20 protein-coding genes are annotated in these 23762 nt (G+C 66.7%); 5 read left to right on the top strand and 15 right to left on the bottom strand.

Features of this window, described 5'->3' with window-relative positions:
• Window positions 1-153 precede the first annotated feature (153 nt).
• The 6 genes from fahA to AC1DKV_RS31765 all read right to left on the bottom strand — a co-directional run bounded on the left by fahA (window position 154) and on the right by AC1DKV_RS31765 (window position 7055).
• Window positions 154-1416 (bottom strand): fumarylacetoacetase, encoded by a 1263-nt coding sequence (gene fahA, locus AC1DKV_RS31740; RefSeq protein ID WP_441621363.1) that lies wholly within the window; start codon window positions 1414-1416, stop codon window positions 154-156.
• Window positions 1417-1515: 99 nt separating this feature from the next.
• Complete coding sequence (gene hmgA, locus AC1DKV_RS31745) at window positions 1516-2859, bottom strand: homogentisate 1,2-dioxygenase (RefSeq protein ID WP_441621365.1); 1344 nt, start codon at window positions 2857-2859, stop codon at window positions 1516-1518.
• Between the two features lie 58 nt (window positions 2860-2917).
• Window positions 2918-3157: a DUF2783 domain-containing protein gene (locus tag AC1DKV_RS31750; RefSeq protein WP_441621367.1), complete on the bottom strand. Its 240-nt coding sequence runs from the start codon at window positions 3155-3157 to the stop codon at window positions 2918-2920.
• A 19-nt stretch (window positions 3158-3176) separates the two neighbouring features.
• Window positions 3177-4964 (bottom strand): FAD-dependent oxidoreductase, encoded by a 1788-nt coding sequence (locus tag AC1DKV_RS31755; protein WP_441621441.1) that lies wholly within the window; start codon window positions 4962-4964, stop codon window positions 3177-3179.
• Between the two features lie 120 nt (window positions 4965-5084).
• Complete coding sequence (locus AC1DKV_RS31760; RefSeq protein WP_441621369.1) at window positions 5085-6044, bottom strand: MBL fold metallo-hydrolase; 960 nt, start codon at window positions 6042-6044, stop codon at window positions 5085-5087.
• A gap of 618 nt (window positions 6045-6662) precedes the next feature.
• A complete protein-coding gene (locus AC1DKV_RS31765; protein WP_441621371.1) occupies window positions 6663-7055 on the bottom strand; it encodes a helix-turn-helix domain-containing protein in 393 nt (130 codons plus the stop codon).
• Window positions 7056-7321: 266 nt separating this feature from the next.
• Between AC1DKV_RS31765 and AC1DKV_RS31770 the strand changes: the two genes are divergently transcribed.
• Window positions 7322-7930 (top strand): TetR/AcrR family transcriptional regulator, encoded by a 609-nt coding sequence (locus AC1DKV_RS31770; protein WP_441621373.1) that lies wholly within the window; start codon window positions 7322-7324, stop codon window positions 7928-7930.
• A gap of 250 nt (window positions 7931-8180) precedes the next feature.
• Window positions 8181-9089 carry an alpha/beta fold hydrolase gene (locus AC1DKV_RS31775; RefSeq protein WP_441621443.1) on the top strand — a complete coding sequence of 303 codons (909 nt, stop codon included), beginning with the start codon at window positions 8181-8183 and terminating at the stop codon, window positions 9087-9089.
• Between the two features lie 234 nt (window positions 9090-9323).
• Here AC1DKV_RS31775 and AC1DKV_RS31780 read toward each other — a convergent pair whose 3' ends face one another.
• The 5 genes from AC1DKV_RS31780 to oxlT (AC1DKV_RS31800) form a co-directional block, all read right to left on the bottom strand.
• Complete coding sequence (locus tag AC1DKV_RS31780) at window positions 9324-10340, bottom strand: zinc-binding alcohol dehydrogenase family protein (RefSeq protein WP_441621375.1); 1017 nt, start codon at window positions 10338-10340, stop codon at window positions 9324-9326.
• Window positions 10341-10504: 164 nt separating this feature from the next.
• Window positions 10505-11821 carry an oxalate/formate MFS antiporter gene (oxlT, locus tag AC1DKV_RS31785; RefSeq protein ID WP_441621377.1) on the bottom strand — a complete coding sequence of 439 codons (1317 nt, stop codon included), beginning with the start codon at window positions 11819-11821 and terminating at the stop codon, window positions 10505-10507.
• Between the two features lie 652 nt (window positions 11822-12473).
• Entirely contained in the window at window positions 12474-12695 is a 222-nt protein-coding gene (locus tag AC1DKV_RS31790; RefSeq protein ID WP_441621379.1) for a hypothetical protein, read from the bottom strand.
• A gap of 175 nt (window positions 12696-12870) precedes the next feature.
• Window positions 12871-13782: a LysR family transcriptional regulator gene (locus tag AC1DKV_RS31795; protein ID WP_441621381.1), complete on the bottom strand. Its 912-nt coding sequence runs from the start codon at window positions 13780-13782 to the stop codon at window positions 12871-12873.
• Between the two features lie 77 nt (window positions 13783-13859).
• Window positions 13860-15203, bottom strand: coding sequence for an oxalate/formate MFS antiporter (oxlT, locus tag AC1DKV_RS31800; protein WP_441621382.1), 1344 nt, complete (start codon window positions 15201-15203; stop codon window positions 13860-13862).
• A gap of 210 nt (window positions 15204-15413) precedes the next feature.
• Between oxlT (AC1DKV_RS31800) and AC1DKV_RS31805 the strand changes: the two genes are divergently transcribed.
• The 3 genes from AC1DKV_RS31805 to AC1DKV_RS31815 all read left to right on the top strand — a co-directional run bounded on the left by AC1DKV_RS31805 (window position 15414) and on the right by AC1DKV_RS31815 (window position 17541).
• Window positions 15414-16361 carry a LysR family transcriptional regulator gene (locus AC1DKV_RS31805; protein WP_441621384.1) on the top strand — a complete coding sequence of 316 codons (948 nt, stop codon included), beginning with the start codon at window positions 15414-15416 and terminating at the stop codon, window positions 16359-16361.
• A 141-nt stretch (window positions 16362-16502) separates the two neighbouring features.
• Window positions 16503-16823 carry an HAD family hydrolase gene (locus tag AC1DKV_RS31810; protein ID WP_441621386.1) on the top strand — a complete coding sequence of 107 codons (321 nt, stop codon included), beginning with the start codon at window positions 16503-16505 and terminating at the stop codon, window positions 16821-16823.
• A gap of 148 nt (window positions 16824-16971) precedes the next feature.
• Window positions 16972-17541 carry a cupin domain-containing protein gene (locus AC1DKV_RS31815; RefSeq protein WP_441621388.1) on the top strand — a complete coding sequence of 190 codons (570 nt, stop codon included), beginning with the start codon at window positions 16972-16974 and terminating at the stop codon, window positions 17539-17541.
• Between the two features lie 55 nt (window positions 17542-17596).
• On the opposite strand, the gene AC1DKV_RS31820 is transcribed toward AC1DKV_RS31815, so the two are convergent.
• The 4 genes from AC1DKV_RS31820 to AC1DKV_RS31835 all read right to left on the bottom strand — a co-directional run bounded on the left by AC1DKV_RS31820 (window position 17597) and on the right by AC1DKV_RS31835 (window position 23731).
• Window positions 17597-18370 carry a fumarylacetoacetate hydrolase family protein gene (locus AC1DKV_RS31820; RefSeq protein WP_441621390.1) on the bottom strand — a complete coding sequence of 258 codons (774 nt, stop codon included), beginning with the start codon at window positions 18368-18370 and terminating at the stop codon, window positions 17597-17599.
• Between the two features lie 107 nt (window positions 18371-18477).
• Window positions 18478-20607 carry an acetate--CoA ligase family protein gene (locus tag AC1DKV_RS31825; RefSeq protein ID WP_441621392.1) on the bottom strand — a complete coding sequence of 710 codons (2130 nt, stop codon included), beginning with the start codon at window positions 20605-20607 and terminating at the stop codon, window positions 18478-18480.
• 118 nt (window positions 20608-20725) lie between these two features.
• Window positions 20726-21958 carry a formyl-CoA transferase gene (gene frc, locus AC1DKV_RS31830; RefSeq protein ID WP_441621394.1) on the bottom strand — a complete coding sequence of 411 codons (1233 nt, stop codon included), beginning with the start codon at window positions 21956-21958 and terminating at the stop codon, window positions 20726-20728.
• A gap of 18 nt (window positions 21959-21976) precedes the next feature.
• Window positions 21977-23731 (bottom strand): thiamine pyrophosphate-binding protein, encoded by a 1755-nt coding sequence (locus AC1DKV_RS31835; protein ID WP_441621396.1) that lies wholly within the window; start codon window positions 23729-23731, stop codon window positions 21977-21979.
• Window positions 23732-23762 lie beyond the last annotated feature (31 nt).

Raw genomic sequence — 23762 nt, forward strand, 5'->3', positions numbered from 1 at the left:
GCTGGGAGCCGCGCCGGGGGCCGGGCAGGCCGGAAGGGCCGCCGGAGGCCGCCTGGCAGCGGATCGGCGGTGAGGAGGGTGCGCGCCGGGCGCGGTCGCGAGCGGCGCACCGGGAGCCTGCAGACGGCTCCCGGCGGGTGCGGCGCGGGAGTCTCAGCGCGCCGCCAGGATCTTCCCGCTGACCTCGCCGAAGCCGACGCGATAGCCGTCGCCCTGGCACCAGCCGGTCATGATCACCTCGTCGCCGTCTTCGAGGAAGCCGCGCTTGGCGCCGTCGGCCAGCGTGAGCGGCTCGGCGCCGTTGCGGGTGGATTCCAGCAGGCTCCCGTAGGAGTCCGGCGTGGTGCCGCTGATGGTGCCGGAACCCATCAGGTCGCCCACGCGCACGTTGCAGCCGGAGACGGTGTGGTGGGCGAGCTGCTGCACCATGGTCCAGTACATGGCCTTGAAGTTGGTGTGGCAGACCGTGGTGGCATGCGCGGAGCCTTCCGGGCGCAAGGCGACTTCGAGCGCGATATCGTAGGCGTTGCCCTGCTGCTGCAGCAGGTATGGCAAGGGCTCGGGCGACTGCGCGGGATTGTCCCGGCGGAACGGCTCCAGCGCGTCCATGGTCACCACCCACGGAGAAATCGAGGTACCGAAGCCCTTGCTGTTGAACGGCCCCAGCGGCACGTATTCCCACTGCTGGATGTCGCGCGCGCTCCAGTCGTTGAGGATCACCATGCCGAAGATATGCGACGGCGCGTCCGCGGTGCTCACGGCTTCGCCCAGCGCCGACGGCTTGCCGACGATAAACGCCATTTCCAGCTCATAGTCGAGCTTGCGACAGGCGGTGAAGATCGGGCGCGGCTGGTCGGGCGGCTTGATCTGGCCCTTGGGGCGGTGCAGCGGCGTGCCGCTCACCACCACCGAGCTGGCGCGGCCGTTATAGCCGATGGGAATTTCCAGCCAGTTGGGCAGCAAGGCGTTGTCCGGGTCGCGGAACATGCGGCCGACATTGGTAGCGTGCTCGCGCGAGGAATAGAAATCCGTATAGCCGGGAATGTCCACCGGCAGGTGCAGGGTGGCCCAGGCCATCGGCACCAGCGCCTGTTCGTGCAGGGCCGATTTGCCGCGCAGGGTGTCGTCGTCGGTCGACAGCAGGCTGGCCAGGCGCTGGCGGGTCTCGGTCCAGGCCGGCTTGCCGAGTGCGATGAACGCGTTGAGCGTGGCGCCGCCGAACACGCCCTTGACGGCGGGCGGCAGCAGGCCTGCTGCATCCAGCACGGCAAGGTCGACGACGAAATCGCCGATCGCAACGCCCACGCGCGGGCCCTGCCCGTTCGTGGAAAAGATGCCGTACGGCAGGTTCTGCAGCGGGAAATGCGTTACGCCATCGTTGGCGGATTCGATCCAACTTTGCTGGACGGTGGTCATCGGGGGCTCCAAAAGGGAATGTCTATGCCTTGGGGCGCCGGCAGCCTGGCTGCGCCGGCGCCCCGGGATGTGCGGATGGCGCGACGGGCAGGCCAGGGCCTAGCGCCGCGTCGGATCGAAATGCTTCTTCAGCCCTTGCCAGCAGGTGTAGTAATCGTGCTGGAGCTGCGCGGACTCGGCCGCGTACGGCGTGGGCCGGATCACCGCCGGGGTCTCGAACATAAAGGCCATGGTATCGCTGATACGGTGCGGCTGCGACGTATCCGCGGCGGTGGCCTTGGCGAAGGTCTCGGCATCCGGGCCGTGGCCGCTCATGCAGTTGTGCAGGCTGGCGCCGCCCGGCGAGAAACCGTCGGCCTTGGCGTCGTACACGCCCTCGATCAGGCCCATGAACTCGCTGGCAATGTTGCGGTGGAACCAGGGCGGGCGGAAGGTATTCTCCATGGTCAGCCAGCGCGGGCCGAAGATGACGAAGTCGATGGTGTCCACGCCCGGGGTGTCGGACGGACTTTGGAGCACCAGGAAGATCGACGGGTCCGGGTGGTCGAAGCTGATCGAGCCGATGGTGTTGAAACGGCGCAGGTCGTATTTGTACGGCGCATAGTTGCCGTGCCAGGCGACCACGTCGAGCGGCGAGTGCCCGATCGGGGCGTGCCACAGGTTGCCCTGGAACTTGGCCACGAGCTCGAAATCGCCTTCGCGGTCTTCGTACCAGGCATGCGGCGTGAGGAAGTCGCGCGGATTGGCCAGGCCGTTGGAGCCGATCACGCCCAGGTCGGGCAGGCGGAACAGCGCACCGTAGTTCTCGCAGATATAGCCGCGCGCCTGGCCATCGGGAAGTTCGACCCGGAAGCGAACGCCGCGCGGCACCACCACGATTTCCTGCGGTTCCACGTCCAGCAGGCCCATTTCGGTGGCCAGGCGCAGCCGGCCCTGCTGCGGCACGATCAACATCTCGCCATCCGCGTTGTAGAAGAAGCGGCCATCCATCGACTTGTTGGCCAGGTACAGGTGGAGGCCGCAGCCGCTCATGGCTTCGGGGCTGCCGTTGCCTGCCATGGTGACGATGCCGTCGATGAAATCAGTGGGCTCCACCGGCATCTGCGGCGGACTCCAGCGCATCTGGTTGGGCGACGCCGGCACGGTGTCGAAGCGGCTGACGATGCGCGACTGTTCCAGCGCCTTGAACGGCTCGTGCATGGCCGCCGGGCGGATGCGGTAGAGCCAGCTGCGGCGGTTGTGGGCGCGCGGCGCGGTGAAGGCCGTGCCGGAGATCTGCTCGGCGTAAAGGCCATAGGGTGCGCGCTGCGGCGAGTTCTGGCCTTCCGGCAGGGCGCCTGGCAGGGCTTCGGTGGCGAACTCGTTGGCAAAGCCGGACTGGTAGCCGCCCTGGCCTGGCAGGTCGCGCAGTTGCGCTGGTACGTTCTGTTGCGTCTGGGTCATGGACTGGATCTTCCTCTGGTCTTTCCTCTGGGTATGGGGGACGGCCGGCCGCGCGGCGTCAGGCCGCTGCCGCCGGGTCGGCGGCGGGCTGGCGGCCAGCCCGTTCAAGCACGCCCGCGCGGGCGTGCGTCATGGCTTCCTGCAGGACGGCAAGGTCGCCGATATGGTTGGCGAGCAGCAGGATCAGCTGCGCGTTGGCGGACTGGCTCTGGGCATCGGACAAGTCGCGGTGCATATCGATCAGGGCCTCGTAGAAATCGTCCGGCCGGGCGAGATTGGGTTCGGTGTTGAGCGGCATGGGCTGTTCGTCCGGGTGGTCAGGCAATGGCTTCGAGCGCGCTGGCACTACCAGCGCAGGCTGCCGCGCCGGCGCCGTCCTGCCAGCCAAGCGCGCGCCGCAGCGCGGCCTGCACCTGCGCGGGATCGAAGGCGCGCCAGCGCGCGCACACGTGCTGGTCGGGGCGCAACAGATAGACGCTGCCCGGCCGGCCATCGTAGCGATGCGCGAGCAGGCCCTGGCTGTCTTCGAGCAGGATTGCGCCGTGCGGCAGCGCCGGGCCTTGCGCCGCATGTTCCGGCGCGGCCACGCAGACCAGCGCCAGCGGCAGCGGCAGCGGGCCAGCGGCCAGCGCCTGCAAGGCAGACAAGGCGGCCGGCGGCAGGCCCCCTGCCGCCGTGAACACCATCACGGCAAAGCGGTTGCCGAGCTGGCCCAGCAGCCACGCATGCTGGCCGCCCACCTTGACCGGCGCGTCCACGCACGCCGCGCCAGGCACCATGGCGCCGGCGAAGCCGGCTTCATTGCCCGCGCCGGGCGCAGCGTGCGCATCGGGCGTGTTGAGCACCGACTCGTGCAGCACGGCCGGTACCGACAGGCGCCCGCTGTTGACCAGCTGGCGGGCGAAGGCATGGTGGCGCGCCAGGTTCAGCACGGCGTCGCGGAACACGCGGCTCACCGGCGTCTTGGGCGTGATGAAATCGGTCGAGCGCGTGGAGTTGCGGATGTTCTCGTCGGCGGCGAATTCCCGCTCGCTGGCATAGCTGTCGAGCAAGGCGTCGGGCGCGCTGCCTGCCAGCACCAGCCCGAGTTTCCAGGCCAGGTTCTCGGCATCCTGCACGCCGCTGTTGGCGCCGCGCGCGCCGAACGGCGAGACGCGGTGCGCCGCATCCCCCGCGAACAGCACGCGCGCGTGGCGGAAACGGTCCATGCGCTGGCACGAGAAGGTATAGACGCTGACCCACTCCAGCGCGAAATCCACCTCCTCGCCCAGCAAGGCCTTGATGCGCGGGATGACCCGCCCGGGCTGCTTCTCCAGGTCGGGGTCGGCATCCCAGCCGAGCTGGAAATCGATGCGCCAGACGTTGTCGGGCTGGCGGTGCAGCAAGACCGAGTAATTGCGGTTGAACGGCGGGTCGAACCAGAACCATCGCTCGCTGGGAAACGGCGCGGTCATCTTCACGTCGGCGATCAGGAAGCGGTCGTGGAAGACGCGGCCCTTGCTTTCCAGCCCCATGGCCTGCCGCACGGGGCTGCGCGCGCCGTCGGCCACCACCACGTAGCGCGCCTGCAGCGCGTAGTTGCCGTCGGGCGTTTCCACGTCGAGCGTCACCGTGGCATCGTCCTGCGCCAGGCCGGCCACGCGATGCTTCCAGCGGATGGCCAGGTTGGGCAATTCGGCCGCGCGGTCGACCAGATAGCCTTCCACATAGTATTGCTGCAGGTTGATAAAGGCGGGCCGGGCATGCCCGGTCTCGGGCAGCAGGTCAAAGCCGTACACCAGTTCCTCGTCGAAGAAGATCTTGCCGACGTGCCAGCTCACGCCTTTTTCCACCATGCGCGCGCCGCAGCCGAGGCGGTCGAAGATGTCGAGCGTGCGCTTGGCGAAGCAGATCGCGCGCGAGCCGGTGGACAGGGTGCAATCGTCGTCCAGCACGACTACCGGCACGCCTTGCCGGGCCAGGTCGATGGCCGCGGTCAGGCCGACCGGCCCGGCGCCGACCACCACCACCGGATGCACGGAATGCGGCCCGGCGCCCGGCTGCGGCGCCTGCTGTTCGGCACAGCGCTGGTAGGCAAAGGTGCGGGCCTGGTAGTTCGTTTCCATCATGTCTCCATCGTCCAGCCTTGAACGCCGGCGCCGGCCGCTTGGGCGGCTCTGGTGGCGCGGCGGCGGCGGCGGGCCGCCGCTCTTGTGCATCTCTCGCTGCTACTCCTGCTATTCCTGCTATTCCTGCAGCGCCGCCCACATTTCCTTGTCGCGCTGGGCGGTCCAGATGCGCGGGTGCTTGATTCCGCTCGCTTCGTCGAAGGCGCGCGCCACGTCGAACGGCAGGCAATGCTCGTATATGAAAACGTGGCCGAACTGCTCGTCCATGGCGGCGCGCGTATGGGCCATGGCTGCTTTGAGGTCGAGCTTTTGCGCCACCGCCTCCTTGCCCCGCTGCAGCAGCGTGCTGACGAAATCGCGCGTGTAGTCCAGCCCGCGGCCGACCATCTCGGGCGTGGTCAGGACCGGGCCACGGCCGGGCACCAGCGCGGCCGGCTCCAGGGCACGCAGCGCCTCGAGCGTGGCGGGCCACTCCGCGAGCTGCGCGTCGCCGCAATAGCAGGCGGCATCGAATTCGACCAGGTCGCCGGAAAACAGGATCTTCTGGGAGGGAATCCACACCACGGTATCGCCCTTGGTGTGGCCCGGGCCGGGGTGCATGATCCTGACCTCGAGCTTGCCGAGGAACAGCGTCAGCTCGCGCTCGAACACCACGGTCGGCCACGTCAGGCCTGGCACCGTCTCTACGCCCGCGAACAGGCGCGGGAAGCGCTCGATCTCGGACTTCATGTCGGCCTCGCCGCGCTCCGCGATCATCTCGTAGGTGCCCCGGCTGGCGATCACGTTCTGCGCGCCCTCCTTGAAATAGGCCGAGGCGCCCAGCACGCGCACGGCGTGGTAGTGCGACAGCACCACGTGCTTGATCGGCTTGTCGGTGAGGGCCCGGATGCGCGCGATCAGGTCCTGCGCCATGGCCGGCGTGGCGGTCGTATCGACGATCAGCACGCTGTCGTCGCCAATGATCACGCCGGAATTCGGGTCGCCTTCCGCGGTGTACGCATAGGCATTCTCCGAGAGCCTGGTGAAGGTGACCTGCTTCTCCTGCAGGTCCGCCTGCGATGCAAAGGCCTTGCTCATGTCTGCTCCTCTCTTATCGTGGACCGGCCGCCTACGGACACGGCGCCGCCCTGCCCTGCATGGCAAGCCGGCGCCGCAGGGGACTGCGGCGGACGGGAATTGCGCCGGCGGCGGCCTGCCTGCCGCCTGTCATGTCATCTGCTACGCCAGACCGGACCAGACCCGACCAGGCATCACCGAAAATTACACAATACGTAATTCATTTACCTTATCGTAATCGCACAATCGAGACGTGTCAAACCGGCAGCGGCCAGGACGATGCGCGCATCACTATCGCCATTGAAGGCCGCGGAAGGGCGTAAAGGAAGGCTGGCGCAGCAAAAGGCGCCCGGCGACGCGCGTTGCAGGCGAGGCGGACGGGCCGGATCAGGAGAAAACGGGGAACTGGCGGACTGGCGGACTGGCGGACTGGCGGACTTGGCCGACTTGCGGGCAGGAATGACTGCGTCCCGGGCGCGGGCGCCGGGGCGTCAGCGAGCATATGCGCCGGATGCACGCCGGGCGGATAACCACCCGGGGCAACCACGCAGGCTCGAACAGCAGGCTGGAGGCGTGCCTGCTGCACCGGGACAGACCACGCTACCCCGGCCGCGGATCGGGCCGGGATGGCGAGAATGCTCAGGCGGGCTTGTGACCTTCGCCGGGACTCGACGCGAAGCCGCTACCGACCGGGTTGGACGGTGTCGGGCTGGCGGGAGCAGATGCTGTGGCAGGCGCCTGGCCGGCCATGGAGGCGGCCGTGACGCCGCCGTTGCGGCTGGCTATGAATGCGTTGACGTCGGCAGCGAGATGCTGGGGTGCCAGCACCACTTCCAGTCCGAGCGCCTCGCAAGCCGCGAGGAAAGTGGACATGCGGGGGTCGGCTTGACCCGATTCGGCCCGCAGGTAAGCTTCGCGGGAAATGCCGGCCTTACGGGCGACGTCTTCCTGCTTGAGCTTTCGCGCTCGGCGCAACGCCCGCAGTTGCCGGAACGGTTCGCTAGCGCCTCTTGGCACGGCTGTACTGTTCATGTCGGTCTCCAGTCACCAGTGAAAATAAAAGTGCGCGGACGTGCATTCGAGTATAGAGCACGCAAAGCGTTCCGTATGTAATCAGGGGAACACTTTGTGCAGATTTCTTGAGAGTGCTCGGACAAACCTAACTTACGCCAATCCGTAGGTCCAATAAAGCACAATCTCCTGCCTCCGTGCAAGCTTAACGGACGACTGCAGTTTAGGTTGACGAGAGTGCACACGGCCGATATTGACAAACCGACCGGTCGTGCTATTCTCGTTCCATGCAAAAAGGTCAGCTTACCCGCGCAGCCATCGTCGAACAGGCGCTCGACACCGCCTCCCAGGTGGGGTTCGACCAGTTGTCGCTCGCCACGCTGGCGGCAGACACCAGCATGTCGAAGAGCGGGCTCTACGCTCACTTCAAGTCCAAGGAAGCGCTGCAGCAAGCGGTACTCGCGCTGGCGGTGGAACGCTTCGCCGATGTCGCCGTGCGCCCCGCCCTGCGCCAGCCGCGTGGCACGCGCAGGCTGCAGGCGCTGTTCGACGGCTACCTGCTCTGGCTGGGTGGCTCGATCAACAAGGGCCGCTGCCTGTTCATGGCCCTGAGCCAGGAATACCGCGACCGGCCCGGCGCGACGCGCGACCTGGTGGTGCAGTCGCTCAAGGACTGGCACAGCGTCATTGCCCGCGCGGTCAGCGACGCCATCGAGGAAGGCGACATTTCGCCGGCGCAGGACCCGCGCCAGTTCGCCTTCGAAATGGTCGGCATCGGCATGTCCTTCCAGCAATCCTACAAATTGCTGGGCCGCGAGGACAGCGAGGTCATGGCGCGCCGCGCCTTTGATGCGCTGCTGCGGTGCGCCGAGCTGGCGCAGGCGTCGCGCAAATAGATTCGCCCCGCTTTACCCGGCACGCATGCCGGCCACATGAATAAAGGGAAAGAGGTACACGAGGCAGCCAGGCGCTGTCTTTTTCAGCACAGAAAAATAGCACGACTGGTCGGTCTTGCGGAGCGCAAACGGAAGCGCAAACCGCTGGCAGCCCGTCAGGATGGAAGTCTTCGTTGGAGATTCAGCCGTGACGCAAGCGATTAATCGTCCCACCCAAAAGCGGCATGCCGCACCGGCATTCCCCCCCGCCATGCGCTGGACGCGCCTCTATTGGCAACTCGCCGGACTCGTCCATCCTTCCGGCGCGGCACGTGCGCTGGAACGGACCTGGTTCAGCCCGCCGCGTGGCAAGGGACCGGATGCCGCCGGGCGCGAACTGCTCGGTCAGGCACGCATGGACTGGGCCCTGGTAACCGGACAGGGCGCAAGCCGGCGTGTGCGCGTGTACCGCTGGGGCAGCGAAGGACCGACCGTGCTGCTGGCGCACGGATGGGGCGGCCATGCCGCGCAATGGCAGCCACTGGTGGCACCCCTGCTGGCCGCGGGCATGCGCGTGGTGGCTTTCGATGCCCTTTCCCACGGCGCCTCCGATGCGGGTGCGCGTGGTCCCGCGCAAAGTTCGGTGGTGGAAATGTCGCGCGCCTTGCTGGCCACGGCCTGGCATGCCGGCCCCATCCATGCAGCCATTGCGCACTCGCTCGGCAGCGCCGCGCTGGCGCTGGCCGTGCGCGAAGGCCTCCACCTCGAGGCCGCCGTGATGATCGGTCCGCCGGCCGACATGCGCAGCGCCGCGGCCGCGCTCGCCTGGCGGCTTGGCATCGCCCCGCAGGTGCTGGACCGCATGCAGCAGAACAGCGAGCGCTGGCTGGGCATGCCCTGGTCGGCCTTCAACGTGCCCGCGCTCGGGCATACGCGGCCGGTACCGCCGGCGCTGGTCATCCATGACCGGCAAGACAAGGAAGTCGACTGGGAAAACGGCGCAGCCATCGCCGGCGCCTGGCCGGGCGCAAGCCTGATGACGACCGACGGGCTTGGACACCGGCGCGTGCTGCAGGATGCGGCAGTGATTGCGCGCGCGGTGGCGTTTGTGAGCAGTGCCGGTGCCCCGGCGCGCCCTGTCGCCCCATCCCGCGCCGCCCCTGCCGAGGCTCACGCCTAGTACGGTTCCGATGCTGATGCTGCCTCCCGGTCATTGTCGCCTGCACCGGGGGCCAGCCGCGGCACACGCCTCCAGACCTTGCCAGGCAAGACGGGGTGCGTGGCATTGCCACGTACCCCGAGCGGAAGGATGGTCGGAACGTCTGGCCGTTAATTGCATATCATTCCGTTAGCGCCCCGCACAACAGGATGCGAGGCGGCATCACGCAGACGGGCCAAGGCCCGCCTGCCCGCCTCAAAACCCTTCCAGCACCAGCTTTCCGATCGTCTGACCGCCCTCGAGCATGGCATGCGCGCGCCGCAGGTTTGCCGCATCGATGCGCCCGAGGTTTTCCCCCAGCGTGGTCTGCAGACGCCCGGCGTCGATCAGGCGCGCCACTTCATTGAGCAGGCGATGCTGCTCGATCATGTCCGGCGTGCCGAACATCGAGCGGGTGAACATGAACTCCCAGACGAAGGTCGCGCTCTTGCTCTTCAGGTCGCCGACCGGCAGCGCGCTGGCATTCTCCACGATCGAGCAGATCTTGCCCTGGGGCGCGATCACGGTAGCCATCGCCGGGAAATGGCGATCAGTGTCGTTGAAGCAGAGGATGTAGTCGACGTCGGCAAAGCCCAGGCCGCGCAATTGCCCGGCCATGTCGCCGCGATGGTCGATGGTGTGGTCGGCGCCGAGCTTGCGGCACCAGGCCGCCGATTCGGGACGCGACGCGGTGGCGATGACAGTCAGGCCCGCCAGGGTCTTGGCCAGCTGGATGCCGATGGAACCCACGCCCCCTGCCCCGCCGATGATCAGCACCGAGCGCCCGGCATGCCCGCCCTGCGGCGACACGCCCAGCCGGTCGAACAGCGCCTCCCAGGCCGTGATGGCCGTCAGCGGCAGGGCCGCGGCGTGGGCAAAGTCGAGCGAAGCCGGCTTGTGCCCGACGATACGCTCATCGACCAGGTGGAATTCGCTGTTGGTACCGGGGCGCGTGATGCTGCCGGCGTAGAAGACCGGGTCGCCCGCCTTGAACAAGGTCACTTCCGGCCCGACCGCGGCGACCGTGCCGGCGGCGTCCCAGCCAAGCACGCGCGCTTGCGGCTCGACCTTGTCCTTGGGGGCCCGCACCTTGGTGTCGACCGGGTTGACCGCGATGGCCGCGATCTTGACCAGCAGGTCGCGGCCTTCCGGCACGGGGGTGGCGATATCGATGTCCACCAGGGACTCAGGGTTGTCGATGGGCAGGTAACGCGTCAGGCCAACAGCTTTCATTTTCGGGCTCCTTCATGCAGGTTCGGCGCTGACGAACACATCGATGCGCCATGGGCACAGGGTAGCCCCGATCATCTGCATTGATTAGCCGGAAAATACAACAAGGACTTTCCGCGAAATCAGGAAAGTCCTTGCCAGGCTTCAGGTTCCGGCGCAGCTCACGCTCAGGTGAGGTCTTCCGGCACAGCCCGGTAGCCCATCGGCGCAGTGGTATTGGCATGCACGTACTTCCTGGCATGGGCCTCGCGCATCGGCTTGAGCACGAACATGGCGAGCAGCGCGGACAGCCCGGCCATGCCCGAAGCCAGCATGAACACGGCGTGCCAGTCGCCGGTGGCGGCGGTGATCACGCTGGAGAACGGCACCAGCAGCGCCGCGGTGCCCTTCGCCGTATATAGCAGGCCGGCATTGGTCGCGGCGAACCTGGGGCCGAAGGTGTCGCCGCAGGTAGCCGGGAACAGACTGTAGATCTCGCCCCAGGCGAAGAACACGACGCCCGTCAGCACCACGAACGCAACCGGGTTCTGCCCGTACCTGGCCAGCAGCAGGATGCCGACCGCCTCGATCGCGAAGGCCAGGAACATGGTGTTCTCACGACCGATATTGTCCGAGATCCAGCCGAAGAAAGGCCGGGTCAGGCCATTGAGCACGCGGTCGATGGTGAGCGCGAAGGTCAGCGCCGGCAGCGTCAGGCCGAGCAACGAGACGGGCATGCCGTCGAGGCCGAAATCCTTGGCGATGGGCCCGAGCTGCGCCGTAGCCATCAGGCCGCCGGCCGCCATCATCACGAACATGGCGTACATGACCCAGAAGATGGGCGACGACAGCACCTGGCGCGGCGAGGCGTTATAGGTCGCGGTCTTGACTGCGTCCTTGACCTGGCTGAGTACCTTGGCCGAAGGCGGATAGAGGGCCATGCCCAGGAAGAACACGATCAGCCCCTGGCCCAGTCCGAACCACAGGAAGGTGGCTTCGTACCCGCTGGTCTTGATCATGTTGGCGATCGGCACAACCGTGAGCGCCGAGCCCGCGCCGAAACCCGCGGCGGTAATACCCGCTGCCAGTCCGCGGCGGTTGGGAAACCACTTGAGCGCATTGCCGACGCAGGTGCCGTATACCGCGCCCGCGCCGACCCCGCCGACCGCGGCGGCGAAGTAGAGCATCGGCAGCGACGAAGCGACTGAATTCAGCGCCCACGCCACCGCGCACAGCAGGCCGCCGCCCACCACCACGGGGCGCGGACCGTATTTGTCGACCAGGTAGCCTTCGATCGGCACCAGCCAGGTCTCGGTCACCACGAAGATCGTGAAGGCGACCTGGATCGCAGTACGTCCCCAGTGGTACTTGTCGTCGATCGGATTGACGAAGAGGGTCCAGCCGTACTGCATGTTGGCGATCATCGCCATGCAGATCACGCCAAAACAAAGCTGTACCCAAGGTGAGGCAAAGCGTGACTCGGGCGCGTTTTGCTGATGTTCCATGGTGTGCCTCCTGGTGGCGGGACATGCCGCCTTGTTTTGGGAAGGATGTCTTTTGACACCTCTTGCGGGATGCGCTCACGGCTGCCATGTCCGGGCGCTCCTTTCCGGAGCCCTTCTCTGGCGCGGCTTCCCGGCTGCCTGGGGTCGTTTCAGTGCTATACAGTATGTGATATATCAATATAGTCAAGATGCTTTTCAGCCACCCGGCGGCGGCCCGAAAACGGTCGCGAATGCGCCCCGGCAGCGCCCAAACCCGCGGCCAAGCCCACTGGTGCGCGACACGCATCAACGCCGCCGCGCGACAGGCACGATGGTGCTGACGGATCAATGACTTAGGTCATCGCGGCGCATCAATGGAACGGGGGGAGCAGCGCCTGGCGCGAGGCGAGGAAAGGCGGGGGGAAGGGGCGCGGATGGGCGCAGTCGCCGGGTATCCGGGAAAGTCCCTAGAACAAGTCAGGCAAGGAGGGCGCCGGATGTTCTCAATGTACGGGAGGGAGATGTGATCGGGGCGGCGTGCATCTGGCCCGGAATACTGCACAGGATCGCAGCATGCAGCGGCCAGGAGGGCCTGTTGGCAATCATCGGCGAGGATGCCATGCGGGCTCGGGCCGCAGGCCGAACGGCCCGCCGCCCTGCCCCGCCGGCAGCCTCACGCACGGGCCAGTTGCGGTTCCGCGCCAATGCCGGTGGCAGCGGCACGCGGGCGGCCAATGCCAGCCTTTTCCTGCGACGCGCCAAGTCCGGCAAAGCGGCCGTGCTCCTGCGCGCGCACCAGCACGGCGGTTGGCACGCGAGTGGCGATCAGGAAGGTGACGCCGACGCCAAGGGTGAGCAAACCAAGAGCGAGGCCGAGAAGAAGAACGCTGTCCATCAGAAAACTCCGGTATGGATGGTGAGTAGGAGTTTTCATTATATGCTGCATCGCACTATGTGTAAATATCCTGTATGTAATATATCACGTCGAGTTTTGTAACTACGCGACACCGCCGCGGGCAGTCGGCCGCGCCCTTGCGAGCGCGGCCCGCATGCAACCGGCCCGCCGCGCCTTACCCGACCCGGGCCATCCGCGCCTGTTCGTACTCCATGCCGCGCAGCGCATCCCAGATGGCGGCTGCGTTCGGCTTGAGCGACCGGCTCTTGCGCCGCACCAGCATCACCGAGGACGTTACCTGGGGCCGCAACGGCCGCATCACCGTGGCCGGGCTCAGGCCAGCCGAGTGCGCGCGCGACGGTACGATGCCGATGCCCAGTCCCAGCGCCACCATGCCGAAGATCGCGGCGAAATGGCCGAGCACCTGCAGCGATCCCGCGCGCACGTGATACACGCCGAAGGCCTGCTCCACCGCCGGCTGGATGCCCGAACTCTGGTCCAGCATCAGCACGTTCGCATCGTTGAGATCGCCCCACCCTATCGCTTCGCGCGCGGCAAGCGGATGCTGGGACGGCAGCACGGCATGGAAAGGATCGGCGCAGAGCGCCTCGCAATAGAGATCGTCGCCTGCCTCGGGATTGGTGGCGATGCCGAAATCCACCTCGCCGCTACGCACGCCTTGCAACACGCCGTCGTGCGAACGGTCCTTCAGGCAGATGCCGATGCCGGGCCAGGCCGTGCGGCAGCCCGCCAGCCAGCCCGGCACCGACATCGACGACAGCACCGGATCGGAGGCGATCTGCACCAGGCCCTGGCATGGCCTGCCAGTGCCCTGGCTTTCCCGCAGCGTCTGCTCGACCTCCTCGATCAGGTGGCAGATGCGCTGCGACAAATGCTCTCCGGCGTCGGTCAGTTCCACCTGCCGCGTGGTGCGGTCGAACAGGCGCTGGTCGATCTCGTCTTCGAGCTCTCGCACGCTGCGGCTAATGGCCGACTGCGTGAGCCCGAGTTCGGCCGCGGCGCGGGTGAAGCTTTTCTGGCGGGCTACGGCGGCAAACGCCTTGAGCTGCGGAAGCGAGATATTCATGATGCCCCCTTCTATATGCGCGATGCCCGGCCACCGGGGCCGGGCTGGTGCGTCAGCGATTCTCCGGAAACGGCGCCCTACTCGCTCTTGCGGGGCGACAACCCCGCGAGACAGGCCGCGCTGTCGGCGCCCACCGGCACCGTATCGCCAGCATGACCCGTGATAAAGCGCCTGCGCATCGGCGCGAGTATGAATTTGGCGGACAGCCCCGCGGCAATGGTCACGAGCGCAGCCACCGTGAAGACGGCATCCCATCCGCCGCGCGCCGACAGCACCGAGGCCAGCGGCACCAGCATCGCTGCCGTGCCCTTTGCGGTGTAGAGCGTGCCGGCATTGGCCGCCGCGAACTTGCTGCCGAAGGTATCGGCGCACAGCGCCGGGAAGATCGAGAAGATCTCGCCCCAGAACAGGAAGGTCAGCGCGGCGAACGTCATGAACCAGTACGGGTTATGGCCGAACTGCATCAGCCCGAGCAGCGACAGCCCCTCGCCGATGAAAATGAAGAACATGGTGTTCTCCCGCCCGATCCGATCGGAGATAAAGCCGCACAGCGGCCGGGTCAGCCCGTTGCAGAGGTTGTCGATCGACAGCGTCATGGTCAGCAGCGGCAGCGTGAAGCCCAGCATCGTCACGGGCATCGAGGCGAAACCGAAATCGCGCGCGATGGGACCCAGTTGCGCGGTGGCCATGATGCCGCCCGCGGCCACCGCCACGAACGAGGCATAGATGACCCAGAACACCGGCGTCCTGACCATGCGCCCCGGCGTGAACTCGATCGGGTTGGTCAGCACCGCCCTGGCCGCCACGGCGCCTGCTGGCGGGCGCGGCTTGACCAGGAGCAAGGCCATCAGCAGGATGCAGACACCCTGCAGGATCCCGAACGTGATGAAGGCATGCTCGTAGCCCGAGCGCTGGATCATGTTGGCGATGGGAATCACCGTGAGCGCGGAGCCCGCCCCGAAGCCGGCCGCGGTCAGGCCGGCGGCAAGGCCGCGCTTGTCCGGGAACCACTTGAGCGCGTTGCCCACGCAGGTGCCGTAGACCCCGCCCGCGCCGATGCCCGCGATCACTGCCGCCAGGTAAAGCTGCGGCAGGCTGGTGGCATAGGCATTGATGACCCATGCCAGTCCCGCGCACACCGCGCCGCAAGCCACCACCGGGCGCGGTCCCAGCTTGTCGACCAGCCAGCCTTCCAGCGGGACCAGCCAGGTTTCCGTCACGATGAAAATGGAGAATGCTATCTGGATCGCCGACTCACCCCAATGATGCTTGGCGTTCATCGGCCCGACAAAGAGTGTCCAGCCATACTGGAGATTGGCCACCAGCCCCATGCAGACCACGCCGATCGCCAACTGGAACCAGCGATTGCGAAGCCAGCCGGAGCGGCCGTGGGCGGAGGCCGCCGTCGTGTCGTGCGTCATGTCGTGTCTCCTGCATAGTGCTGTCGCGCTCTGCGGCGCGAAGGGAAGGCTTCTCTGCTAGGGGGAGCCCTTGGTCACTACTGATTGAGCGCGCCTGACATTGCGGCACGTGCATCCGTGGACTGATGCTAGGTCAAACTAAGTTCGACACAGCATAAAGTTTTTTATTATTATCATTAACGATCCCTTATACATCGGGCGGAACAGTGCATGAAGAACGCGACGCTGCGCCAGCTGAAGGTTTTCGAGACGGTTGCCCGGCACCTGAGCTTCTCGCGCGCCGCCGAGGAGCTGCACCTGACCCAGCCCGCCGTATCCACGCAAGTGCGGCAGCTGGAGGGGCATGTCGGCCTGCCGCTGTTCGAGCAGCTGGGCAAGAAGATCTATCTCACGCCAGCCGGCATCGAGATGCTGAATTACAGCCGCAGCATCATGCAGCAATTCCGCGAAGCGGAAGATGCCATGTCGCAACTCAAGGGCATCTCCGGCGGACGGCTCAACGTCGCCGTCATCAGCGCAGGCGACTATTTCTTCCCCCGCCTGCTTGCGCAGTTCATGCAGCGCCATGACGGCGTCACGCTGAATCTTGCGGTGCACAACCGCGAAGAATTGCTGCACCAGCTTGCCGGCAACCTCACCGACCTTGCCGTGATGGTGAGGCCGCCCGAGGGCATGGATACCATCAGCGAACCGTTCGCGCCCCATCCCTACGTGATCGTCGCCGCGCCCAACCACCGACTGGTGAGCGAGCGCAACATCCCGCTGGCGGCACTGGCCGACGAGGCCTTCGTCGCACGCGAGAAGGGCTCGGACACCTGGAACTCCATGCAGGAAGGCTTTGCCGGGCGCCTGTCCAACCTGCGCATCGCCATGGAGATCAAGAGCACCGAAACCATCAAGCAGGCCGTGATCGCGAACATGGGCATCGCCTTCCTGTCCGCCCACACCGTCGGGCTCGAACTGCAGACCGGCAACCTGGCCGTGCTCGATATCGAAGGCTTCCCGGTGATGCTCAACTGGTACGTGGTACACCGCAAGAACAAGCGCCTGCCGCCGGTCGCGCTCGCCTTCAAGCATTTCCTGATGGAAGAAGGCGCCAGCCTGATCCAGCGCATCACCGGCGTGGAGAAGCTGATCAGGCCACAGCGTCAGCCGTAGTGGACAGACGCGCGGATCGATCCCGAATCCATAAACGATTCATTATGATTTCATGATCTAACTTTAATTATCGTTAATTGATCGACAACCCTAAGCTTCGACTCAGGCCAACCCCTGCAAAGCGCCCGAAGGAGTCCGATCATGAACCAGATCCAGTCCGCAGCCCCCGCCGCCATCCATGCCGACGCCGCCATCGCGCCCCGCGCGGTCGACAGTACGCTCGACGAGCGACAGCTAGCCGCCTACAACGCAGCCTTCACCGAACTGGGCCTGCGCTTTCGCTGGGACCGCGAGATGTTCGCCTGGCTGTGCGGCATCGAATGCGAGCAAAGCCGCATTGCGCGCTATATCGAGCAATACCATGCGCACCTGCTCAAGGCCTACGATGCCGAATTCCTCAGCCGGCTGATCTTCGACAAGAAATGCGACTACCTGCGCGCCATGGCGAGCCAGGCCAACTGAGCCGGGCCACCGCGAAGCGCCGCCCGCCGGCGCTTCGCTCCCCCCTGGCACCGCCCCCCCGAATCGCTCCGATAGTGCGCTGGCGCACTTAGCCTGCGTGCGTGGCCCGCTAATGTCGACCTACCTGTCGAAACAATGGGAGGCGGCCATGGAGCCCTCGCATTCGGTACGCGGAAGCGGTGCGCCTGCCACGCTCGCGGAACGCCGCGAAGGCGCCTTCGCCAGTACGCGCGACCTGCCGCTGCAGACCTGCCCCATCGAGGCCGCCTGGATCCGTGCCGGCGAGCCGCAGTCGCGTGCCGCCACGCACTCGCGCTCGATCGACGGCATGGCCAGCACCAGCCTCTGGGAATGCACCGGCGGCGCCTTTCAGTGGCACTACGGCTGGGAGGAAACCGTGCTGATCCTGGAGGGCAAGGTCAAGGTGACCAGCCCGGGCGGGCGCGTCCATATGCTGCAGCCTGGCGACATTGCCTATTTCCCCGCCAATACCACGTGGCTGTGGGAGGTGGACGGCTATGTGCGCAAAGTGGCGTTCTGCCGCCGGCAAGTGCCCGTCACGCTGCGCCTGGCCACGCGCGTGCTGGCGCGCCTGAACGTCACCAACCACCTCGGCGAGGCATGCGGCACGGTGCTGGCCAGGCTGCGCCGCCTGCCCGCGCGGGCAGGCCTGCGCGATACTTCCGCGCTGACACTGCTGATGAGCCTGCCACTGTAGGCATGCCGGAGCCGGGCGCGCGCACAGCCACGCCGCGGCCCGGCGGGCCACCGGCCTAGCCGCGCATGTGGTTGACCAGCGCGCCGATGCCGTCGATGCTGACCTCGACCACGGCCCCGTCCTTCATCGAACCTACGCCGAGCGAGGTGCCGCAGGCAATCACGTCGCCGGGCATGAGCGTAAGGTCCTGCGAAATCAGGCTGACCTGCTGCTCCGGCGAGAAGACCAGGTCGGAAAGCGGATAGTTCTGCCGCTCCGCCCCGTCCAGCCGCGTGATCACGCGCGCCGCGCGCCAGTCCAGTTCCGTGACGATGGCCGGGCCGATGCAGCCAAAGGTATCGAAACCCTTGGCGCGGCACCACTGCGGGAAATTCGGGTCTGCGCCGATCAGCTCCGCCGCGGTGACATCGTTGACCACGGTATAGCCGAAGATATGCGTCGCGGCCTCTTCCGGCGCCACGTTGCGGCAGCGCCGGCCGATCACGATGCCGAGTTCGCCTTCGTACACGATCTTGCCCGCGTAGCTGCGCGGCCGCAGGATGGCGTCGCCAGGACCGGCCAGCGAACTTGCCGGCTTGATCAGGAACAGCGGGTGCCCTGGCACGGGCTTGTCCAGCTTGCGCGCCAATGCGTGGAAGTTGTTCCACAGCGCCACCACCTTGCCCGGCTCGCACGGGCTGAGCAGGCGCAGGCCTTCGCGCGCCAGCATGGCGCCGGTGGGGCGCGGGTTCGCAAAGCCGGGGCCATCGTATTCGGCCACGCGATCGCCCTCGATGCGTCCGAAGCCGGTCTCGCCATCGCCTGTCTGGAAGCGGATCCAAGTCTGCACGGAAAACTCCTCCGGCGGGCGCGGCTCCCCGCCGCTGCCCGCCTTTGTGCCGCGTTGTCGTCGTCAGGGCCCGCTCGGCGCGCGCCCCTCTCCCCTGGGTCGATGATTCAGATCTTCCCCGCCCCGCGCGCCCACTTGTATTTGGCGCCCAGCACCGCAACGGGGATCTCGGTCGAGTAGGCATAGGCTGGCACGCCGTGTTCGTACAGGTACTCTGCGGCCTCCTCCACCTGCACGTCGCCGGCCAGCGAGGCCACGATGGGCTTCTCGATGCCGCGCGCCGCCATCTCTTGCTTCACCTCCACCACCAGCTTGGCGAACACCATCGGCGGCGTGATGATGGTGTGCCAGTAGCCGAGGATGATGGCGTGGATGCGCGGGTCTTCCATGCCCAGGCGCAGCGTGTTCTTGTAGGTGGAAGGCGGCTCGCCGCCGGTGATGTCGACCGGGTTGCCGGCCGCGCCGAACGGCGGGATGAACTTGCGGAACGCCGCGTCGAGGTCGTCCGGCATGGTCATCAGGGACAAGTTGTTGTCCACGCAGGCATCCGACAACAGCACGCCGGAGCCGCCGGCGCCCGTGATGATCACCACGTTCTCGCCCTTGGGCACGGGCAGCTTGGGAATGCCGCGCGCGTACTCCAGCAGATCGCGCAGCGAGCGGGCGCGAATCACGCCGCACTGCTTGAACACGTCCTCGTAGATCTTGTCGTTGCCGGCCAGGGCGCCGGTGTGCGAGCTGGCGGCGCGCGCGCCCAGGCTGGTGCGCCCGGCCTTGAGCACCACCACCGGCTTTTTCCTCGAGACCCGGCGCGCGGCCTCGGCGAAGGCGCGGCCGTCCTTCAGGTCCTCGCAATGCTGGGCGATGATCTCGGTGTGCTCGTCCTGCTCGAAGAAGGTCAGCAGGTCGTCTTCGTCGATATCGGACTTGTTGCCCAGTCCGACGATGGCGGACACGCCCATCTTGGCCGAGCGCGAGAAGCCGATGATGGCCATGCCGATGCCGCCCGACTGCGACGACAGCGCCGCCTTGCCCTTGACGTCGTATGGCGTGCAGAAGGTCGCGCAGAGATTCTTCGGCGTGTAGTAGAAGCCGTAGATATTGGGCCCCATCAGGCGGATGCCGTGCTTGCGCGCAATGGCCACGATCTCTTCCTGGCCGTCCACGTTGCCGGTCTCGGCAAAGCCGGACGGAATCAGCACCGCGCCGGGGATCTGCTTGCGGCCCACTTCCTCAAGCGCGCCTGCCACCAGCTTGGCGGGAATGGCGAACACCGCCACGTCCACCTCGCCCGGCACATCGAGCACGCTCTTGTAGGCGGTCATGCCCATGATCTCGCCGCCCTTGGGATGGATCGGGTAGATCTTGCCCTGGTAGCCGCCGTTGATCAGGTTCTTCATCACCGAGTTGCCAATCTTGCCGTCCTCGGCGGAGGCACCGATCACCGCCACGGCATCGGGCCGCATGATCCGGTTCATCTGCTGCACGATCTCGTCCTGGCCCGGCCGGTAGCGTTGCGGCTGCGGCGCGAAATCGACCACGATGCGCACGTCGGCGGCGATGGCGCCGTCCTTGCTGGCGAACACCGGGTTGAGGTCGAGTTCGGCGATCTCGGGGAAATCGTTCACCAGCTCGGACACACGCCGGATCATGCCGGCCAGCGCCTCGCGGTTGGCCGGCTCGGCGCCGCGCACGCCTCTGAGCACCTCGGCCGCGGCGATGCCGTCAAGCATCGACAACGCTTCTTCCTCGCTGGCCGGCGCCAGGCGGAAGGTGATGTCCTTGAGCACCTCCACCAGCACGCCGCCCAGGCCGAAGGCCACCAGCTTGCCGAAGGAAGGATCGGTGACGGCGCCGATGATGACCTCCTGCCCGCCGGTGATCATCTGCTGCACCTGTACGCCCACGATATTGGCCTGCGCGTTGTACTTGTGCGCGTTCTCGACAATGCGCAGGTAGCCGTTCTCGACTTCGGCGGCATCCTTCAGGCCGACCAGCACGCCGCCCGCCTCGGTCTTGTGCAGGATGTCCGGCGAGACGATCTTCAGCACCACCGGATAGCCCATCTTCGCCGCCAGCTCCACCGCGCCGGTGGGTGTCTTCGCCACGCCTTCGCCGGGCACGGCAATGCCATAGGCGTCGCACACCAGCTTGCCTTCAGGCGCCGTCAATGCGTCACGCCCCTCTTGTTTCACAGCGGCGAGAATCTTCCGCACCGCGTCTTTGTCGTGTGCCATGTCAGGTCTCCAACTGTTCATGGTTTGCATCGGGATGCACCGCCCCGCGCCCTCGCGGTCGACGCGAGGGCGGGCGGCTTGCGGATCTACTGCGGGGAAGTAACCGAGACTCGTCTGCTCAGACCGCGCCGGCTGCGCGCAGGGCTTCGATCTGCGTGGGCGTGCGGCCCAGCCAGTCGAGGATCTCCTCGGTGTGCTCGCCCAGCAAGGGCGAGCGCTCCACCGTGACGGGCGAGGCCGACAGCGTGATGGGGCAGCCGAGCTGCACGTACTGGCCGCGCTCCGGGTGGTCCAGCTCGACCAGGTAGCCGCGCTCGTACATCGACTTGTCCTCGATCAGATCCTTCATCGAAAGGATCGGCCCGCACGGCACGTCGAGCTCATTGAGCGCGTCCATCACTTCGAACTTGGTACGCGTGCGCGTCCATTTCTCGATGATGGAGAAGCATTCGTCCAGGCATTTGAGGCGGGCCTCCGGCGTGGCGAACTGCGCGTGCGTGATGAGATCTTCGCGGCCGCACAGGCGCATCAGCGGCTCCCAGCCTTGCGGCTGCACGATCACGTAGACGTAATCGTTGGCGCCGCCCGGCGCGCAACGCAAGGCCGCGCCCGGCTGCCCGCCACCCGACGCATTGCCCGCGCGCGGCACGAAGTCACCGAACTCCTGGTTTGGATACTCGCGCATCGGCCCGGCGGCCAGGCGCTGCTGGTCGCGCAGCTTGACCCGGCACAGGTTGAGCACCGAATCCTGCATCGCCACTTCCACGCGCTGGCCGCGCCCCGAATGCTCGCGCTGCAGCAATGCCGCCAGGATGCCGACCACGCAGTGGATGCCGGTGCCGGAATCGCCGATCTGGGCACCGGTCACCGTCGGCGCGCCTTCCGCGGCGCCGGTGGTGCTGGCCGAACCGCCCATGCATTGCGCCACGTTCTCGTAGGCCTTGCAGTCAGCGTATGGCCCCGGCCCGAAGCCCTTGATCGAAGCGTAGATCAGGCGCGGGTTGAGCGTCTGCAGGCGGTCCCAGTCGAAGCCCGCGCGGTCCAGCACGCCGGGGCCGAAATTTTCCACCAGCACGTCGCAGCGCTGCACCAGGTCCTCCAGCAACGCCTTGCCTTCCGGCGTCTTCATATTCAGCGTCAGGCTGCGCTTGTTGGAATTGAGCATGGTGAAGTACAAGCTGTCCGCATTGGGCACATCGCGCAGCTGGCTGCGCGTGATGTCGCCGCGCCCGGGCAACTCCACCTTGATCACATCGGCCCCCAGCCACGCCATCAGCTGGGTGGCCGAAGGGCCGGCCTGCACATGCGTCATGTCCAGGATCCGCACACCGTCCAGTGCCTTGTCCATCATTGTCTCCTCGCCGCCTGGTTACTTGTACATGGTCTGGTTCTTGGTGCCCGGCGCGTACTCGCGCGGGTCCACCCAGATATTGATCACGGCGGACTTGCCGGTGCGCTGCACCGCCTCGCGCCCGCGTTGCAGCGCGCCTGCAATGGCGCTGGCCTCCCGCACTTCCTCGCCGTAGCCGCCCAGCATCTCGGCGAACTTCGAGAACGGCACGTCCGACAGCAGGTTGCCCACGTTGCCGCGCTCTTCGCCGTACTTGGCCAGCTGGCCGTAGCGGATCTGGTTCATCGCCGAGTTGTTGCCGATCACCGCCAGGTAGGGCACACCGAAGCGGTTGGCGGTCTCCATGTCGAATGCAGTCATGCCGAAGGAGCCATCGCCGTAGAAGCAGAGGATCTCCTTGCTGGGGTTGGCCAGCCCCGCGGCGATGGCGAATCCGGTGCCCACGCCGAGCGAACCGAGCGCGCCGGGATCCATCCACTGGCCGGGCCGGCGCGGGCGCACTGCCTGCGCGGAGATGGTCACCACGTCGCCACCGTCACCGATATAGACAGTGTCGTCGGACAGGAACTCGTTCAGTTCATAGGCCACGCGATAGGGATGGATCGGCGAGTTCTCCGAGCGGAACAGCGGCATCAGCTTCTCGGTAGCCACGGCCTCGGCTTCGGTCAGCTGGCCCATCCATTTCTGGCGAGCCTGGCGCTTGTCGTTCTTGATGCGCCCGCTGGCGGCCTGCAGCACTGCGCCGAGGATGGCGCCGGGGTCGCCCACCAGGCCGAGGTCGATCTCTCGGTTCTTGCCCACCGTGCGGTAGTCCATGTCGATCTGCACCAGCGTCAGCTCGCGGCTGATGCGCTTGCCGTAGCCCATGCGGAAGTCGAACGGCGTGCCCACGATGATGAGCACGTCCGCATTGGCGAAAGCCTGCGTGCGCGTGCGGTCGAAGTGGTGCGGATCGCCCGGTGGCAGCAGGCCCCGGCTGGCGCCGTTGAAATAGCCGGGGATATCCAGGCCCTTGAGCAGCGCGATCGCTTCCTCGTGGCCGCGCGCGGTCCAGACCTGCTGGCCGTAGAGGATCGCAGGACGCTCCGCGTTCACCAGGATGTCGGCCAGCCGCTCGATGTCCCTTGGGTCGCCGATCGACTTCGTGGAGGCGCGATAGTGGCCCGGCCGCGGGATCACGGCGCGCGCCAGGTCGACTTCACGGTCCAGCACGTCGCGCGGGATTTCCAGGTAGGCCGGCCCCGGCGCGCCGTTGAAGCATTCGCGCGCGGCCATGGAGATCATGTCCGCCACGCGCTCCGTGCTCGGGATGGAGGCGGCGAACTTGGTGATCGGCGCCATCATGTCCACATGGGGCAAGTCTTGCAGCGAGCCCATCTTGTGCTGCGACAAGGCGCCCTGCCCGCCGATATGGATGATCGGGCTCTCCGAGCGGAACGCCGTGGCCACGCCGGTTACGGCGTTGGTGCAGCCCGGGCCCGCGGTAGTCACCACGCAGCCCAGCTTGCCGGTCTGGCGCGCATAGCCGTCGGCGGCATGCGCGGCCACCTGTTCGTGGCGCACGTCGATGATGCGGATGCCTTCGTCCACGCAGCCGTCATAGATATCGATGATGTGGCCGCCGCACAAGGTGAAGATCGTGTCGACGCCTTCGTTCTTCAGTGCCCGCGCCACCAGGTGACCGCCGGAAATCACGCCGGCGTCGCGGGTCTTCTGCTTCAGGGTGTCTTCGGCCGTGGTGGTCTCGGGCCGCGTGGATACGACTGCAGACATGTCTTGGTCTCCTCGTTGACTTGAATGCGAC

The sequence above is a fragment of the Cupriavidus sp. 05T41 genome, assembly GCF_056396525.1.

Coding starts and splice junctions, on each gene's coding strand:
- hmgA (WP_441621365.1), bottom strand. CDS start 2,859: ATGACCCAGACGCAACAGAACGTACCAGCGCAACTGCGCGACCTGCCA.
- AC1DKV_RS31805 (WP_441621384.1), top strand. CDS start 15,414: ATGAAGAACGCGACGCTGCGCCAGCTGAAGGTTTTCGAGACGGTTGCC.
- AC1DKV_RS31750 (WP_441621367.1), bottom strand. CDS start 3,157: ATGCCGCTCAACACCGAACCCAATCTCGCCCGGCCGGACGATTTCTAC.
- AC1DKV_RS31770 (WP_441621373.1), top strand. CDS start 7,322: ATGCAAAAAGGTCAGCTTACCCGCGCAGCCATCGTCGAACAGGCGCTC.
- AC1DKV_RS31755 (WP_441621441.1), bottom strand. CDS start 4,964: ATGGAAACGAACTACCAGGCCCGCACCTTTGCCTACCAGCGCTGTGCC.
- AC1DKV_RS31835 (WP_441621396.1), bottom strand. CDS start 23,731: ATGTCTGCAGTCGTATCCACGCGGCCCGAGACCACCACGGCCGAAGAC.
- oxlT (WP_441621377.1), bottom strand. CDS start 11,821: ATGGAACATCAGCAAAACGCGCCCGAGTCACGCTTTGCCTCACCTTGG.
- AC1DKV_RS31825 (WP_441621392.1), bottom strand. CDS start 20,607: ATGGCACACGACAAAGACGCGGTGCGGAAGATTCTCGCCGCTGTGAAA.
- AC1DKV_RS31780 (WP_441621375.1), bottom strand. CDS start 10,340: ATGAAAGCTGTTGGCCTGACGCGTTACCTGCCCATCGACAACCCTGAG.
- AC1DKV_RS31765 (WP_441621371.1), bottom strand. CDS start 7,055: ATGAACAGTACAGCCGTGCCAAGAGGCGCTAGCGAACCGTTCCGGCAA.
- frc (WP_441621394.1), bottom strand. CDS start 21,958: ATGATGGACAAGGCACTGGACGGTGTGCGGATCCTGGACATGACGCAT.
- AC1DKV_RS31790 (WP_441621379.1), bottom strand. CDS start 12,695: ATGGACAGCGTTCTTCTTCTCGGCCTCGCTCTTGGTTTGCTCACCCTT.
- fahA (WP_441621363.1), bottom strand. CDS start 1,416: ATGACCACCGTCCAGCAAAGTTGGATCGAATCCGCCAACGATGGCGTA.
- AC1DKV_RS31760 (WP_441621369.1), bottom strand. CDS start 6,044: ATGAGCAAGGCCTTTGCATCGCAGGCGGACCTGCAGGAGAAGCAGGTC.
- AC1DKV_RS31795 (WP_441621381.1), bottom strand. CDS start 13,782: ATGAATATCTCGCTTCCGCAGCTCAAGGCGTTTGCCGCCGTAGCCCGC.
- AC1DKV_RS31815 (WP_441621388.1), top strand. CDS start 16,972: ATGGAGCCCTCGCATTCGGTACGCGGAAGCGGTGCGCCTGCCACGCTC.
- oxlT (WP_441621382.1), bottom strand. CDS start 15,203: ATGACGCACGACACGACGGCGGCCTCCGCCCACGGCCGCTCCGGCTGG.
- AC1DKV_RS31810 (WP_441621386.1), top strand. CDS start 16,503: ATGAACCAGATCCAGTCCGCAGCCCCCGCCGCCATCCATGCCGACGCC.
- AC1DKV_RS31775 (WP_441621443.1), top strand. CDS start 8,181: ATGCGCTGGACGCGCCTCTATTGGCAACTCGCCGGACTCGTCCATCCT.